This is a genomic window from Streptococcus parasanguinis, from assembly GCF_000963275.1.
Classification (GTDB): domain Bacteria; phylum Bacillota; class Bacilli; order Lactobacillales; family Streptococcaceae; genus Streptococcus; species Streptococcus parasanguinis_B.
In genome coordinates this window covers 219,002-233,490 of the sequence record NZ_JYOW01000001.1, presented here as the reverse complement: position 1 = coordinate 233,490, position 14,489 = coordinate 219,002, and the positions used below count along the sequence as shown (strand labels likewise).

Here is a 14,489-nt window from a genome sequence, read left to right as displayed (position 1 = left end):
ATTTCAGGAGGTTCCGCTAAAACAATCCACTGGATTGTTTTACTTTTCCGTAAACTCTCCGTCTACGACGTCATCGCCTGCGTTGCCTGTTGCTTGTGCGCCTTCTGCTCCTGCTTGTGCTTGTTGCGCTGCTGCAGCTTGTTCGTAAAGTTTAACAGCCAATGCTTGTGCTTTTTCGTTCAAGGCTTCAAGTTTTGCTTTCATTTCTTCAAGGTTACCTGATTCTTGAGCTTTTTTAAGATCATCAAGTCCTGCTTGAGCTGCGTCACGTTCTGCATCAAAGCCTTTGCCTTCAGTTTCCTTGATTGTCTTTTCAGTCGCAAAGATAGCTTGGTCTACTTCGTTACGAAGGTCAACTTCTTCTTTACGTTTCTTATCTGCTTCAGCGTTTGCTTCTGCATCTTTCATCATGCGGTCGATTTCTTCGTCTGTCAAACCTGAGTTTGATTGGATAACAATTGTTTGTTCTTTTTGAGTTCCAAGATCTTTGGCCTTAACAGATACGATACCGTTCTTGTCGATGTCAAATGTTACTTCAATTTGTGGGATACCACGAGGTGCAGCTGGGATATCAGTCAATTGGAAGCGTCCAAGAGTCTTGTTATCTGCTGCCATTGGGCGTTCCCCTTGAAGAACGTGGATATCAACGGCTGGTTGGTTGTCTGCTGCAGTTGAGAAGACTTGTGATTTAGATGTTGGAATCGTAGTGTTGCGATCGATGAGTTTTGTGAAGACACCACCCATTGTTTCGATACCAAGTGACAATGGCGTTACGTCAAGAAGGACAACGTCTTTCACGTCACCAGTGATCACACCACCTTGGATCGCAGCACCCATAGCTACAACTTCGTCAGGGTTCACTGATTTGTTTGGTTCTTTACCAGTTTCAGCTTTAACAGCTTCTACAACGGCAGGAATACGAGTTGAACCACCGACAAGGATGACTTCGTCGATATCTGACAAGCTCAAACCTGCATCTGAAAGGGCTTGACGAACTGGAGTTTTCGTACGTTCTACAAGGTCACGAGTCAAATCGTCGAATTTCGCACGAGTCAAGGTCATTTCCAAGTGAAGAGGTCCAGCAGCGCCTGCAGTGATGAATGGCAAGCTGATTTGAGTTGAAGTCACACCAGAAAGGTCTTTCTTCGCTTTTTCAGCTGCATCTTTCAAACGTTGAAGTGCCATCTTGTCTGTTGACAAGTCGATACCATTTTCTTTCTTGAATTCTTCAACCATGTAGTCGATGATTTTTTGGTCAAAGTCATCACCACCGAGTTTGTTATCCCCTGCAGTTGCCAATACATCAAAGACACCATCACCCAATTCAAGGATAGATACGTCGAATGTACCACCACCAAGGTCGAATACCAAGATTTTTTCTTCTTTATCAGTCTTATCCAAACCATAAGCAAGGGCTGCTGCTGTTGGTTCGTTGACGATACGTTCTACTTCAAGGCCCGCGATTTTACCAGCATCTTTAGTTGCTTGACGTTGTGCATCGTTGAAGTAAGCAGGAACTGTGATAACTGCTTTCGTTACTTTTTCACCAAGGTAATCTTCAGCATAACCTTTCAAGTATTGAAGAATCATAGCTGAGATTTCTTGTGGTGTGTATTCTTTACCGTTTGCAGAAACTTTTTCAGAAGTACCCATCTTAGATTTGATAGAGATGATCGTATCTGGGTTTGTGACTGCTTGACGTTTTGCAGCGTCACCAACGATGATTTCACTGTTTTTGAATGACACAACAGATGGAGTTGTACGGTTACCTTCTGGGTTTGCGATAATTTTTGATTCAGTTCCTTCAAGAACTGCTACTGCTGAGTTTGTTGTACCTAAGTCAATACCGATAATTTTAGACATATGTTTTTCTCCTCGTTGTTTTTTATCTTTTTTTCTTTTTGATATTTCCCTTAAGTGGTGGGGACGTGAGCAACTCCCTTCGGGATTTCATCACTTATTTTTGAGCCTACTGTCTCAAAAATCCCCTGTTTCAGTAGCACAAGCTACTGAAACTTTCACCACGGCGGGAAATATCTTCCTTGCAAGCCTCCGGCTTGCATCTTATCTTTCTTTCATAGTTTAGTGTCGTTTCGGACAAGATATCCTAATTGTAGACAACTACCATAGCCGGTCTTAGGATGCGGTCATGGAGTTTGTAGCCTTTTTGGAAGACTTGTGCGATAGTGTCTGCTGGATGTTCGTCATCAGCTGGGACTGTTTGAATAGCCATATGATAGTTATGGTCAAATTCTCCGTCCGCTGCGATTTCTTCAATCCCTTCTTCTTTCAGGGCGTGAATCAAGCTTTCTTGTACCATTTCCAAGCCCTTCTTCACATCATCTGTCAATCCTTCGACGGCAAGGGCACGTTCGAGGTTGTCCAGTGATGGTAAGATCGCTTTTGCCAAATCTTGGCTACGGTATTTTTGTAATTGTTGACGTTCTTCATTGGCACGGCGCTGAATGTTTTGCATCTCTGCATGAGCACGAAGGTATTTGTTTTCAAATTCCTCGGCACGCGCTTGTGCTTCTTCTAACTCAGAAGGTTGGTTGCTTTCCTCTACAACTTCTTCAGTTGTTTGGTCAACTTCTTCTTTCACGTCTTCTTTTTTGATATCTTCTGTCAAGGCATACACCCCTTTCATTTGGTCTTAATTTACTTCATAATGGTTGCTGTTGAGGTAACGGTAGTAATCCGTCAACTTCATGACCAATACCCGTCCGATGACATTGACCAAGCTAATCACACGCCTGTAATCCATCTCTACGGGACCGATCACATGCATGAGGGCCATCCCACGATAAGGAACTAAGAACTTGTGACTAATGACCGTCACATTTTTCAAGGCCTTTTCTTGGGATTCCGCAACCAGGATCTGGGTCATTTGGTCTTCCGGCATTCCTCCTCGTAACTCCAAGGCTACGTGTTGGGGATTATCTAAGAACTGATAGGTCTGAAGATCGGCATAACTCAAAGATGAAACCTTTCCTTCTACAAAGACCAGTTCTTGAAACAGTTGCGAGAAGACGTAATCGAATAGATCCAAGACATTGTCTGTCGTCTTGAAATAGCGCTGTACAATCTGTGGAATCTCCGTCCGCAAGCGGTAGTGGATATCCAAGACCGTATTTCCAATGAAACGTTCTTGAACTAGCTGATGGAAGATTTCCAAGTCACTGGTTAAGAAATTCTTTGGAATAGCAAACTGTACGGTGACAGGCTTTGATTCATCCAAGGTCAGAACTGCTAAGGCATCGTGATTGGATAATGGAACAATTTCAAAACCAGTCAAGCGCTGACGTGTCGGTTCAACATCCTGAATCACTGCGGTGTAACCCGTCATCTGGGCTAGTAACTTGGCCGTAGCATCCAAGATATCGTCTAACTTAAAGGCTTCGAAATCAAAGGCTTTCACCACCTGGTAGACATCTTGCTCATCAATCAGCTCTAGATCAAGCGAGTTCTGAACAAAATATTGGAAACCAGCTCGGCTAGGCATGCGTCCACTCGAAGTGTGGGCTTTTTCTAGTAAGCCTTGCTTTTCGAGAGCAGCCATGTCATTTCGAATGGTCGCACTACTGGATTGAATGACATCTTGTAGCGCTTTTGAACCGACTGGTTCGTGGGTCTTGGTAAAGATATCGACAACAAGATTGAGAATCTCATTTTGACGTTCTGTAACCATGACCTCACCTCTCTTTCATTTTTTAGCACTCTAAACACTCAAGTGCTAAACCATGATTCTATTATACACCCATCCAAAAGAAAGTCAAGAGAAAAATCCAAAAAATTAGCACTCTTTTTTCAAGAGTGCTAAAAATCATTCTTAAGACCTAGAGAAGTGAATCTCCTCTTATTTGCCAGCTTTTTTCAATAGCTGAATATATTCTTCCAATACTAGCTGATGCTTGGCCATATACTGAGCATTTTCTACGCCAACATAACGGAAATGCCAATTCTCAAAGTTCACACCCGTGATGTTGCTCTTCCCATCTGGGTAGCGAAGAACAAAGCCATATTGCGGTGCGATGGCAGCCAACTGCAAGCCCAACTCATCACTTTGACCAGCTTCGACACTCATATCAATCGCAAGTCCTGTCTGGTGTTCACTCGCACCAGGGACCTGTACCTGGGTCTGCACCTGCTTTTCAGCTTCTTCGTGCGAAAGGCCGCTAGCCTCTAGTTGCGCAACACGCTCATTATAGAGCTCTGTTTGCTCGGCCACACTTCGATAGCCTGATATCAAGGTTTCTTCTGGGGCAATTTTGCGAGCTGCTTCTAAGAATTGACGAGTTGGTTCTACAATCCGACTATCCACTTTGATAGCATCTACATCTGTCAATTGTGGGTTCAGCTCTGGCTTCACATTGTCACGATTGACCAAGATCAACTGCCAGTCTTTGGTCGAAACGGCTGGTAAATCTGATTTTTCTTTCTTTTTCTTAGAAGAAGAGGGAGTCGTTACAGCTGTTTTTTTAGCCTTCCAAAACTGAAGCCCTGAAAACAAGCTTGGTTTCGCTAAGTAAGCACCAATTCCTGATCCAAGGACCACAAGAAGAAAGAAACTCAATAGGTAAGGCCACCACTTCTTACGTTTTTTTCTTGCGCGTCTATACTTATTCGTCATGGCCACCCTCTAGAAGTTTTGCTCCAACCTTACGATAAGATAGATCCCCAATCTTTTCAATACTGAAAGCACCATCCTCATAGGCCAAAACTGTCACGCTTCCGTTGTCCAAGACCAATTCTTCGACTGCTTTTGGATCAATGAGATAAATCAAGGTCGTAATGGTCATACCATGGCTAACCACAATAGCATTGCCGCCGCCAGCTGCTTCGACCTCTTTTGCGATGGCTTCAAAACCTTCTTTGATCCGACTACTCAAGGCTCCCCAGGATTCAGCCCATCCAGTGGTATCCACTTCGACGATTCCTTCTGCTAACTCCATTAGGCTCAACTGATGGAAATCATCGACCTTAAAGACACGAGGTAAGACCCCCATGAAGAGATCACCATCATAAGCACCGTCAAAACTACCAAAACACCACTCGCGGATCCGTTTGTCATAACGATAAGGGATTTTCCCTGTCAGACCGAGTTCTTGAAGAATAATTCCCATGGTTTGAATGGTGCGTCCAGAATCACTCGAAACAGCCTCTTCAAAAGAAAGCCCAGCTTCCTTGAGACCAAGTCCTAATTCTCGAATCCCACGCTCTCCTGCTTCTGTCAGCGGAGTGTCTGACCAGCCCTGTGCTCGCCCAATGGTATTAAACATGGTTTTTCCATGACGAGCAATATATAATCTGGTTTTTGTCATTCTATTACCTCCGTATGTATCTCTTTCATTATATCATTTTTTGCAAAAAGAAAGTAGGAAAGCTCTTACAAGTTTTGAGAGAAAGAAAAGGCCATGACCAAAGGGTCAGCCTTTCAGGATGGACTAGGATTCTTGCAAGCTTTCACCTACCTCACGGTAACTGCTATCTCCAACCCCCTTAACCGTCAATTTTCCATCTTCATATTCTACAAGGGTAACACTACCGTTTGAAAGAGGCAGATTGAGATTTGGTTTTCCTTCGATCAAGCAGACCAAGGTCTGAATGGTCCAACTATGGCTGACCACCAAGGCATTGCCTCCACCATTTTCTTCTACTTCTTTGGCGATGGCTTCAAAACCTTCTAGGATTCGGCTTTTCAAAACTTCCCAAGGTTCAGCCCAATTCGCTGTGTCCACTTGGCAAATGCCATTGGCCAAGTCTTCCAAGGTCAAGGTCTTATAATCCTCTACATCTAGCACGCGCGGCACGACACCGTGAAAGAGCTCCCCACCGTATGCCCCATCAAAGCTACCAAAACACCACTCGCGGATCCGTTTGTCAAAGCGATAAGGAATCTGGTCTTTCAAGCCCAATTCATCGAGAATGATCCCCATGGTCTGAATGGCACGGCCTGAATCACTGGAATAAGCTCGAGTAAACTCCAAACCAGACTCACGCAAGCCGATTCCCAGAGCCTGAATCCCTCGTTCTCCTTCTGCTGTCAAGGGTGTATCGGACCAACCTTGAGCACGGTCAATGGTATTAAACATGGTTCTCCCATGACGAATCACAAATAATCTTGTTTTAGCCATCTTGTCTCCTTTTGCAAGAAAAAAGTCTGGAGTTTTATCATCACAGACTTTTCTATTTTCTACTATTATACTAGATTTCTCTTAGTTTTTAAAGCTATGAACCGGAGCTGGAATTTGACCACCACGGGCAATGAAATCAGCTGACGAAGCCTTGTTGACCTTCATTACCGGAGCAGACCCAAGAAGTCCACCAAGCTCTAACATATCGCCTTCCTTGCCATAAGGAATGATCCGAACGGCTGTTGTCTTTTGGTTGATGACCCCGATAGCTGCTTCATCGGCGATCATGGCCGCAATGGTTGTATCTGGAGTATCAGCTGGGATGGCAATCATATCTAGACCGACTGAGCAGATAGCTGTCATGGCTTCCAATTTTTCCAAGTTGATATGACCGGATTGAACCGCCGCAATCATCCCCTCATCTTCTGAGACCGGAATGAAGGCACCTGACAAACCACCGACTTGATTACAAGCCATGATGCCACCTTTTTTCACTTGGTCATTGAGCAGAGCGAGCGCTGCAGTAGTTCCATGGGTTCCTACTACTTCAAGCCCCATAGCCTCAAGGACACGGGCAACCGAATCCCCAACAGCTGGCGTTGGTGCGAGAGACAAGTCCACAATCCCAAACTCAACACCGAGACGTTCACTAGCCATTTGACCGACTAATTGACCGACACGGGTAATCTTGAAGGCTGTCTTCTTAACTGTTTCCGCCAATACATCAAAGCTTGCACCGGGGACTTTTTCAATGGCCCGTTGGACGACACCAGGACCTGAAACCCCAACGTTAATGACAACATCCGCTTCACCGACACCATGGAAGGCACCCGCCATAAAAGGATTATCTTCTACTGCATTGGCAAAGACTACGAGCTTACCTGGTCCCATTGGATCCGCTTGGGAAGCTTCTTTAATGATGCGCCCCATTTCTCGGACAGCGGTCATATTGATCCCCGTCTTGGTCGATCCGATATTGACTGAAGAGCAGACAAAATCTGTCTCCGCAAGGGCGCGAGGAATAGAATTAATGAGGATTTCATCCCCCTTTTGGTAGCCTTTTTGAACAAGGGCTGAGAAGCCACCGATAAAGTTGACCCCAACTTCCTTAGCTGCACGATCCAGTGCCTTAGCAAAGGGGACATAATCTGTCGCATTGGTTGCAGCTCCGATAATAGAAATCGGAGTGACCGAAACCCGCTTATTCACAATGGGAATGCCAAGTTCTGCCGCAATCTCGTCTCCAACAGCCACTAGGTCTTTGGCCTTTGTCACAATCTTATGGTAGACTTTTTCCGCTGCCTTTTCGATATCTGGATCAATACAATCGAGAAGGGAGATCCCCATGGTGATAGTCCGAACATCGAAGTTCTGCTCCTCAATCATGGCAATGGTTTCTGTTACCTGTTTAATGTCCATAAATTCTCAACCCCTATCTTACAAATTGTGCATGGCATCAAAAATCGCTGCGCTTTGGATATTGATTTTCACATGCAGAGACTGACCGAATTCTTCCAACTCTGAACGGAGCTGTGTGAAATCTTTTTTCTCATCCGATGATACGACTGCCATCATGGTGAAGTACTCATCCAATACGGTTTGAGAGATATCATCGATATTGAGTCCTAATTCTGCCACTTTCGTTGCAACACCCGCTACGATTCCTTTTTGGTCTTTACCAACGACTGTAATAATTGCTTTCATTTCACTGCTCCATTCTATCTATTTGCTTCCATTGTAGCACAATCCCCTTAAAATCGCCCTTCTCAACTGGGAACGTTCGGATATATTAAACGTGTATAAAACAATAAAGAGGCTGGGACAAAAGTCCTAGCCTCTTTATTGTTTTTGGATTGTCGAGCAAGACGCAGTGGTTGAGTGGGCTCTACTACGCTGATTTCATCAGCTTTTACAGCCCCACTCAACTGTGCGGAGGTGAGACGACGAAATCGAATTCTAACGAATTACCGATTTCTGTCCCACTTTCTCTATTTTGACGATTCAGTTTCATCTTTTAAGAGCTCTTTCTTCACGCGCACCGTACTCTCATACTCAGCTCCAGCTAGACGATCAAAGGGAAAGCGACGATTGAGTAAGACGATGGCAAGAGTGAGAATTAGGTACAATAAAACCACAAAGAAGAGCAATAAAATCATGGACAGGGTTAAGAGGGAATTGTCCGTCAAATCGCTATTCAAGAGCGAAATCAAATAGAACAACCCTTGAGGAATCAGATAGAAATAACCTACTACCAGGATTCCCCGCCAGATGGTGCGAAGCCATTTTTGCTTGTCAAAATGCAGGCGGAATTTCAATAAAGCCATTCCCAAGGTTTTTCCCCGCCACAAGGGAATCAAGGCAAAATAGACAGCCAAAACCGCTACATAAGGAACCGTCTCTAAACGCTCGATTACCGCGTAAAGCAAGGATAGCATCACAAAGTCGATCAAGAAGGCAAGACCCATCCGGAAACCAGATACTCTGGTTCCTACTCGGAAAGAATGCTCGTCAATTTCGTCTCGTGTCGGCAATAACCAAACCAGGAACCAACCGAGCAGATAGCCCACTCCACCACCAGTGGTATTTTGAATAATATCATCGACATCTGCTAGGCGGTAAGGACCTGGATACAGAAAGTAGAGACCTGACAACTGGGTCAGCTCCAAAAAGAGACTAAAGAAGGCTGTCAGAAGGATCGTTTTCTTAAAACCACACTTGAAATAATAGCGCAGATACATCCCAAAAGGAATCAACATCAGGACATTAAAGGCGGGCACATAAAAAGTCGGATGCTTAAGGGCTTGAATCCAAGTACCAGTCTGCGCTAAATCAAAGGGGCTCTCCTTGAAATAATCCACCACAAAAGCAAAGGGATGGAGATTGACCATTTCCGAGTAGCTAGTATGAATCTTACTTGGATCCGGCAGAGGCAAAATCACCAGCAGATAGACCGTCATCAAGTAAAGCATAAAAGAATAGAAAATCAGCACCCGCAATTTATTGACCGAACCATATTTTCGATAATTCAAAATCATGTAGGGCAAGGTCAGCAAAAATGCCAGGAAAGGGAAGAGCTGAACCGCCGTTTTAATAGTAGAGATATACCCCATTGTGTCTCCTTTTTTTCGTTATAAAATCACCCTTTGCACAATGACAAAAGGTGATTTCTTCATTGATATAGAATATTATACGGCCTGGTAGAGGAAGAGTCAAGGAAGTACGATGAAAACCTTACTGAGGAGCCGTCTTAATAGTTAGCTTCTCCCCTTCAAGATAGTACTTCCGATAAAGACCAATAGATAACTCACAATCCCTGAAAGATGCAATAGCGTTGAGATCCATCCGGTGATTACTGGTAAGAGCATGAGACCAGATAGAAAAATTAAAAATAGATAAAACCATTTTACGGTGCGTGAGAACTCTTTCCACACGTTTGGCAGGATCATAACCCCTCCGGTCACAAAGGCGTATCCGACAGCAGATATCCCTGTTGCTTGAATGTCCTGCTCCTGGGTTAAGAGGTGAAAAACGATGGAAGAGAGGACTGTCGCCGTCACAAAAACGATCAAGACTTGTCTGGAGCCTCTTTTTCTTTCTAGCAGTCCTCCAAAAGGAAGGATCATGAGTCCATTTAAAATCAAATGGACCCATAAAAACCAGATAGGGGCTCCTTTACTACCGTGCATCAGGGTCCCGCTGACATATTGCCAAGCATAGACTGGCTTCGAATGAAAGGCCAACAGGTCATACATAGCATCCCCATAAAAGGAAGTCAATAGACCGAGCAACAAACAGATTAGAGCTAAAGTACTGATAACCGGGTAGATTGTGAGGATTCTTTTCATGTTTATCTTCTCTTTTTCAAAAAATAGCGTTACGATGTTTCCATTCACGACCATTATACCATTTATTTCATTGGAGACAGAAAAGTTTTTGCTTCTTTCGTTTCAAATCTTTGCTGGAAAAACGAAATATCGTGACTTATTAGTCGGTCATTATTCGTGACCGGAAAGCGATCCTGTTTTTTAGCCGTAGCAAAAATTTGACTTTCCATTTTAAAAAGAATATACTCATTCTAATCTGAGACAAATATTTTTTATTTTTTTAAATCAACAGTATTGCATTCAGAGAAATAAACGACTAACTTCATGGAGGTGACGCTATGTCATTAGAAGAAAAATTGAACCAAGTAAAAGGTTCTGTTAAAGAAGGCTTCGGTAAATTAACCGGTGATACAAAAACAGAAGCTGAAGGCACTGCTGAAAAAGTTGCTTCAAAAGCAAAAGAAGTTGCTGAAGATGCAAAAGAAGCTGTCGAAGGAGCTATCAAGGGCGTTAAAAATATCTTTCATAAAGACGACAAATAGTCTTTAACATCCTAGACCCACTCTATTTTCTACAGTCATGTTTGACTGTGGAAGATAGGGTGGGTTTTTATTTTCCATTTATCTTAGGTATAGAAAAAACACCCCGAAGGGTGCTCTTTGTAAGTATAGTAATTCTTTCGAATTAACATTTTGCGTGCAGTGGTTGCTATCCATTCAAATATCGCTTCGCTTGTTTTCTTGGGGCAACTGTGCATAGCATATCTCTACGCGACTAAAGTCGCTAGAGCTATCCTAATTACGCACCGCCAGTTCTCATAGATAAAAACACCTTGCAAGATGTAAAATGTTTTCGCTTGTATTCTGTATTCCAGTAACGAATTAACGTTTAGAGGCAATTGACTTCGTCGAATTGCAGCCGTATTTGTATGTAGTTAAAGCCACAACAACTGTGTCAATTGTACCAATTTAGTATGGAAGCATAAAAAAGAACACCCCGAAAGGCGCTCTTTACAAGTATTGTAATTCTTTCGAAGAACGTTTTGCGTGCAGTGGTTGCCATCCAATCAAACATCGCTTCGCTTGTTTTCTTGGGGCAACTGTGCATAGCATATCTCTACGCGACTAAAGTCGCTAGAGCTATCCTAATTGCGCACTGCCAGTTCTCATAGAAAAAAAACACCTTGCAAGATGCAAAGTGCTTTCGTTTGTATTCTGCTGTCCAGCAACGAATTAACGTTTAGAGAACTGGCTAGCTTTACGAGCTTTCTTAAGACCTGGTTTGGAAAGTATGAGTTTCAGTTGGACTAAAAACAGCGTAATATCAAGTCTTTTCAGAACTAAAACTACTTATTCATTTCATAAAATTTGAATCAATATTTTTTAAATAGGGGAATAGTTTAGTTCTGTAAGTATTGATATAACACACCTACAAAGCTTATTATATCAGATTTTTCTCAGTTTTAGAAAAATAGGTAGAGAAAAAAACAACATCTGGATTCTCCAAAAAATCTTGATCAAACAATCTTTACAACGAGTTGACGTATTTATAAATAAAAGGAATCGCTATCAAAAATTAGTTCATTTTCAATTTGGAATTTACACAAATTTTCGGACAATTGGAGCAAGTAGTATTACTATAAAGTATTATAAATAGTGATAGGAGTTACACCTTCTTCTTTTCTTCTTCAAGAGATTCCATGCTTTTATTATAAAGTTTATTTTCTTCCTGATACGTTTGGCTTAATCTAGTTTCAAACCTAGAAATTCTCTTTTCAAAATTATCTCTATTTTCTTCTAATTGCTGCAATTCATGTATTGGAAGTTCTTGATTATGTTTATGACAATAGGAGATGATAAAGTCAGTTATATCTTCATATAGTCTTTTTGCATCTCGCTTCATATCTTGATAATCTAATTCATAATCTGCTACTTTTCTTCTGAAAGCTTGATGATCACTCTCGACTTTATTAATTTTATCATTAATATTCATGTATTCTCTTAAAGTATTGGGCTGGACAGATCAGGTTTAGGTACTTCGGTTAAAGTTTTGTTGATGGCATCAGCAGCACCCCCCGTTAATCCTCCTTCTAGGGAAGCAGGTACTTGAAAAGTGGAAAAATTCTGCATCTCAAACGCCTGATAGTCCAACCATGTTTGTAAAATAGCTCCTTCTGCCATTAGGACAGCTCTTGTTGTTGAAACTAAGGCCTGGATTGCCAATCGTTCTTGAACTTTCATATATTCAATTTTTATGCGCTCTGCTTCTAAACGATCTTCAGTATTCGGTTCAATCATTCATTAACTCCCTTTTAATTGCTAAAAATCTTGGCACCTATTTGATCACTTTCAATAATTCTATCAGCAACTTTATTCAGATTATCTGAAATTTGAGACATTCTATTCCTATAATCGCTTGCCGCAGAGATAGTGTTTGACTCTTTCACACTGTTCCATGCAATATCTAAACTTAGTTCAGATAATAGAACCTCTACTTCACTAGATGGTAAGTGATGAGCAATACTATATGCTTCAGATTTAAGGGATGAAATTTTTTGAGAAACCTTTTCCTTTTCAGATTCAATTTTTGATTTAATTTCTTCTTCGTAAACCTCAGCTTGAAGTTTCGTGGTTTCCGCACTTACTCGGACCAATTCTTCTCTTAAACTAATTTTTTTACTACCAGAACTAGACTTCAAAGAGGCCTTTATCTCTTTTATTTGTTTGATATTTAAAGTGATTAAATCTTGTTTAGTTAGCTCAGAAGCGAAAGGACCGTAATTATCTAGATACTTTTTGACGTAAGACTCTGGTAAATTATAACTACCTTTTACTTTAAAATAATCAAGTATTTTTTTCGTTTTATATTCTGCAATCTTTCGGACTTGTTTTTCTGTCATGCCAGAAGCAAAACGGTTATTCTTATAATACCAGTCAATGTCTAAAGCATTACCCTTCATATGTGGTGTCCTAGGTGAATGTCCATCTTCGTCTCCAACGACTTCAAACATCATTGTTTTTCCATAGGGAACAGCACCACCATTACCATCAAGATTAACAACGTCCCTTCTACTATCTCTATAGATCGTAGCGTTCTTATTAAGATAGGCTACCTGTTCCTTTGAAATGCCACCTGTATCTACAGCTTTTTTAGCCGCGAAATCCATGAAATTTGTAACTTTAATATTCCGATTCTCTTTAAGACCATACTTTGAAGCTGTATATGCAACTCCTGGACCTGATTGACTATGACCAGACATGTTAGAGATCACACCATTTTTATCTTTGGATTTAATCTTCTGTTGTGTATCTAAGTAAAATTTATCAATATCCTTTGCCTGAGCCGTCAAGCCAAATACTGTAGAATCTATGGCATTTGAAAAAGAAAACGTAATATCGAAATCTTTTTTCCAAAAATAGCCTTGCTCATCAAAATACTTTAAATGCTCAAAAGGAATCTGAGTCCCCGCCACAACTATCGTTGTTTCCTGATAATTAGGATTATTACCTTTTTGATCATCAACAGGGACAAAAGCAATTGCTTGAGTAGTGGCATCCATACTGTTAACGATTTGGAAATATCTTTCCTCTTCGTTTATATAATAACGGATTATCTTACCAGGCTTTTCTCTGACTTTACTTTTTAGCCCCAACTGTAAGTTCTGTACTTCTTCATCAGACAAAGTCATATCATTAGTCTCCTTTACTCAAGTTAATATTATAAACAATTTCTGCAGTCGGACTCCCTTTACCATTCTTCATAACTCCTTTTAATTGACCATCCTCAACTAATAATTCGATATTTCCATCGATAAAAGGCTGTCTAGTCAGTTTAACTTCATTAGGTAAGTGTTGTTCATTGGAAACATCAATAAATTTCCCATTTGAGTCCTTTAATTCTATAACTTCATTCCCATCTCCATCAAAATCAACTATTATATGTGAGACGATACCAATGTCACTTGAAATTACATTTTTAACTTTAGTACCAAGAGTAGCTTTATTTCCATACTTATCATATATAGTTGGACGCACATAGACATTTGAAAATGTTGAGCCTTCTTCGGTAACGTAGATTGGGGAAAATTCAATCTTTTCAACTCCTGAGTAATACTCTTTGATATAAGTTCCTAGTTGCTCTTCTAGCAAACGAAAGCCATGCTGATAGAGTTTGGCTGTTTTGGGGCCAAGATTTGGTTTAGTCAGCTTATTATACATATATGTTCCTCCAAATATAAGAATGATTACAATAGCAATTATTTTAGTAACCTTATTTCTCATTAGTCGCCTCCGATCTAATTGATTATCCACCATTTTTTCATGCAACCATATTACTTATTATAACATAATTGCAAATTTGTAACATTAAGCCAAACAGAAAAGCATCCCGTATGTTGAATACGAAATGCTTTCAATATCTGTAAATAAGTTTTAACGTTTACTAAATTGTGATGCTTTACGAGCTTTCTTCAAGCCTGGTTTGGAAAGTATGGGTTTCAGTTGGACTAAAAACAGCGTATTATCAAGGCTTT

General features: G+C 41.2%; 15 protein-coding genes. 1 reads left to right on the top strand and 14 read right to left on the bottom strand.

The window, feature by feature from the left end; genetic code table 11:
- Positions 1–39: 39 nt before the first annotated feature.
- From dnaK to TZ97_RS01085, 10 genes are all read right to left on the bottom strand, one after another.
- Positions 40–1,863: a molecular chaperone DnaK gene (dnaK, locus tag TZ97_RS01130; protein ID WP_045759112.1), complete on the bottom strand. Its 1,824-nt coding sequence runs from the start codon at positions 1,861–1,863 to the stop codon at positions 40–42.
- A gap of 244 nt (positions 1,864–2,107) precedes the next feature.
- Positions 2,108–2,629 carry a nucleotide exchange factor GrpE gene (grpE, locus tag TZ97_RS01125; RefSeq protein ID WP_412179258.1) on the bottom strand — a complete coding sequence of 174 codons (522 nt, stop codon included), beginning with the start codon at positions 2,627–2,629 and terminating at the stop codon, positions 2,108–2,110.
- A 24-nt stretch (positions 2,630–2,653) separates the two neighbouring features.
- Positions 2,654–3,688 (bottom strand): heat-inducible transcriptional repressor HrcA, encoded by a 1,035-nt coding sequence (gene hrcA / locus TZ97_RS01120; protein WP_045759110.1) that lies wholly within the window; start codon positions 3,686–3,688, stop codon positions 2,654–2,656.
- 168 nt (positions 3,689–3,856) lie between these two features.
- A complete protein-coding gene (locus TZ97_RS01115; protein ID WP_045759109.1) occupies positions 3,857–4,630 on the bottom strand; it encodes a M15 family metallopeptidase in 774 nt (257 codons plus the stop codon).
- Positions 4,620–5,321, bottom strand: coding sequence for a histidine phosphatase family protein (locus TZ97_RS01110; RefSeq protein WP_045759108.1), 702 nt, complete (start codon positions 5,319–5,321; stop codon positions 4,620–4,622). The genes TZ97_RS01115 and TZ97_RS01110 overlap by 11 nt, the downstream gene beginning before the upstream one ends.
- 123 nt (positions 5,322–5,444) lie before the next feature.
- A complete protein-coding gene (locus TZ97_RS01105) occupies positions 5,445–6,134 on the bottom strand; it encodes a histidine phosphatase family protein (RefSeq protein ID WP_045759107.1) in 690 nt (229 codons plus the stop codon).
- 81 nt (positions 6,135–6,215) lie between these two features.
- Positions 6,216–7,553: a PFL family protein gene (locus tag TZ97_RS01100; RefSeq protein WP_045759106.1), complete on the bottom strand. Its 1,338-nt coding sequence runs from the start codon at positions 7,551–7,553 to the stop codon at positions 6,216–6,218.
- A gap of 18 nt (positions 7,554–7,571) precedes the next feature.
- Complete coding sequence (locus TZ97_RS01095) at positions 7,572–7,838, bottom strand: ACT domain-containing protein (protein WP_003004214.1); 267 nt, start codon at positions 7,836–7,838, stop codon at positions 7,572–7,574.
- A 284-nt stretch (positions 7,839–8,122) separates the two neighbouring features.
- Complete coding sequence (locus TZ97_RS01090) at positions 8,123–9,244, bottom strand: VanZ family protein (protein WP_045759105.1); 1,122 nt, start codon at positions 9,242–9,244, stop codon at positions 8,123–8,125.
- 144 nt (positions 9,245–9,388) lie between these two features.
- The gene (locus TZ97_RS01085; RefSeq protein ID WP_045759104.1) at positions 9,389–9,979 is read right to left on the bottom strand and encodes a rhomboid family intramembrane serine protease; all 591 of its coding nucleotides are present in this window, start codon (positions 9,977–9,979) and stop codon (positions 9,389–9,391) included.
- 317 nt (positions 9,980–10,296) lie between these two features.
- Between TZ97_RS01085 and TZ97_RS01080 the strand changes: the two genes are divergently transcribed.
- Positions 10,297–10,500 (top strand): CsbD family protein, encoded by a 204-nt coding sequence (locus tag TZ97_RS01080; protein ID WP_003014014.1) that lies wholly within the window; start codon positions 10,297–10,299, stop codon positions 10,498–10,500.
- Positions 10,501–11,623: 1,123 nt separating this feature from the next.
- Here TZ97_RS01080 and TZ97_RS01075 read toward each other — a convergent pair.
- The 4 genes from TZ97_RS01075 to TZ97_RS01060 are packed head-to-tail and all read right to left on the bottom strand — an operon-like array spanning position 11,624 to position 14,238.
- The gene (locus TZ97_RS01075; RefSeq protein ID WP_031576111.1) at positions 11,624–11,950 is read right to left on the bottom strand and encodes a hypothetical protein; all 327 of its coding nucleotides are present in this window, start codon (positions 11,948–11,950) and stop codon (positions 11,624–11,626) included.
- Positions 11,951–11,958: 8 nt separating this feature from the next.
- A complete protein-coding gene (locus TZ97_RS01070) occupies positions 11,959–12,255 on the bottom strand; it encodes a hypothetical protein (protein WP_031576114.1) in 297 nt (98 codons plus the stop codon).
- Between the two features lie 14 nt (positions 12,256–12,269).
- Positions 12,270–13,646 (bottom strand): hypothetical protein, encoded by a 1,377-nt coding sequence (locus tag TZ97_RS01065; RefSeq protein WP_045759103.1) that lies wholly within the window; start codon positions 13,644–13,646, stop codon positions 12,270–12,272.
- A 4-nt stretch (positions 13,647–13,650) separates the two neighbouring features.
- The gene (locus TZ97_RS01060) at positions 13,651–14,238 is read right to left on the bottom strand and encodes a hypothetical protein (RefSeq protein ID WP_045759102.1); all 588 of its coding nucleotides are present in this window, start codon (positions 14,236–14,238) and stop codon (positions 13,651–13,653) included.
- Between the last annotated feature and the right edge of the window lie 251 nt (positions 14,239–14,489).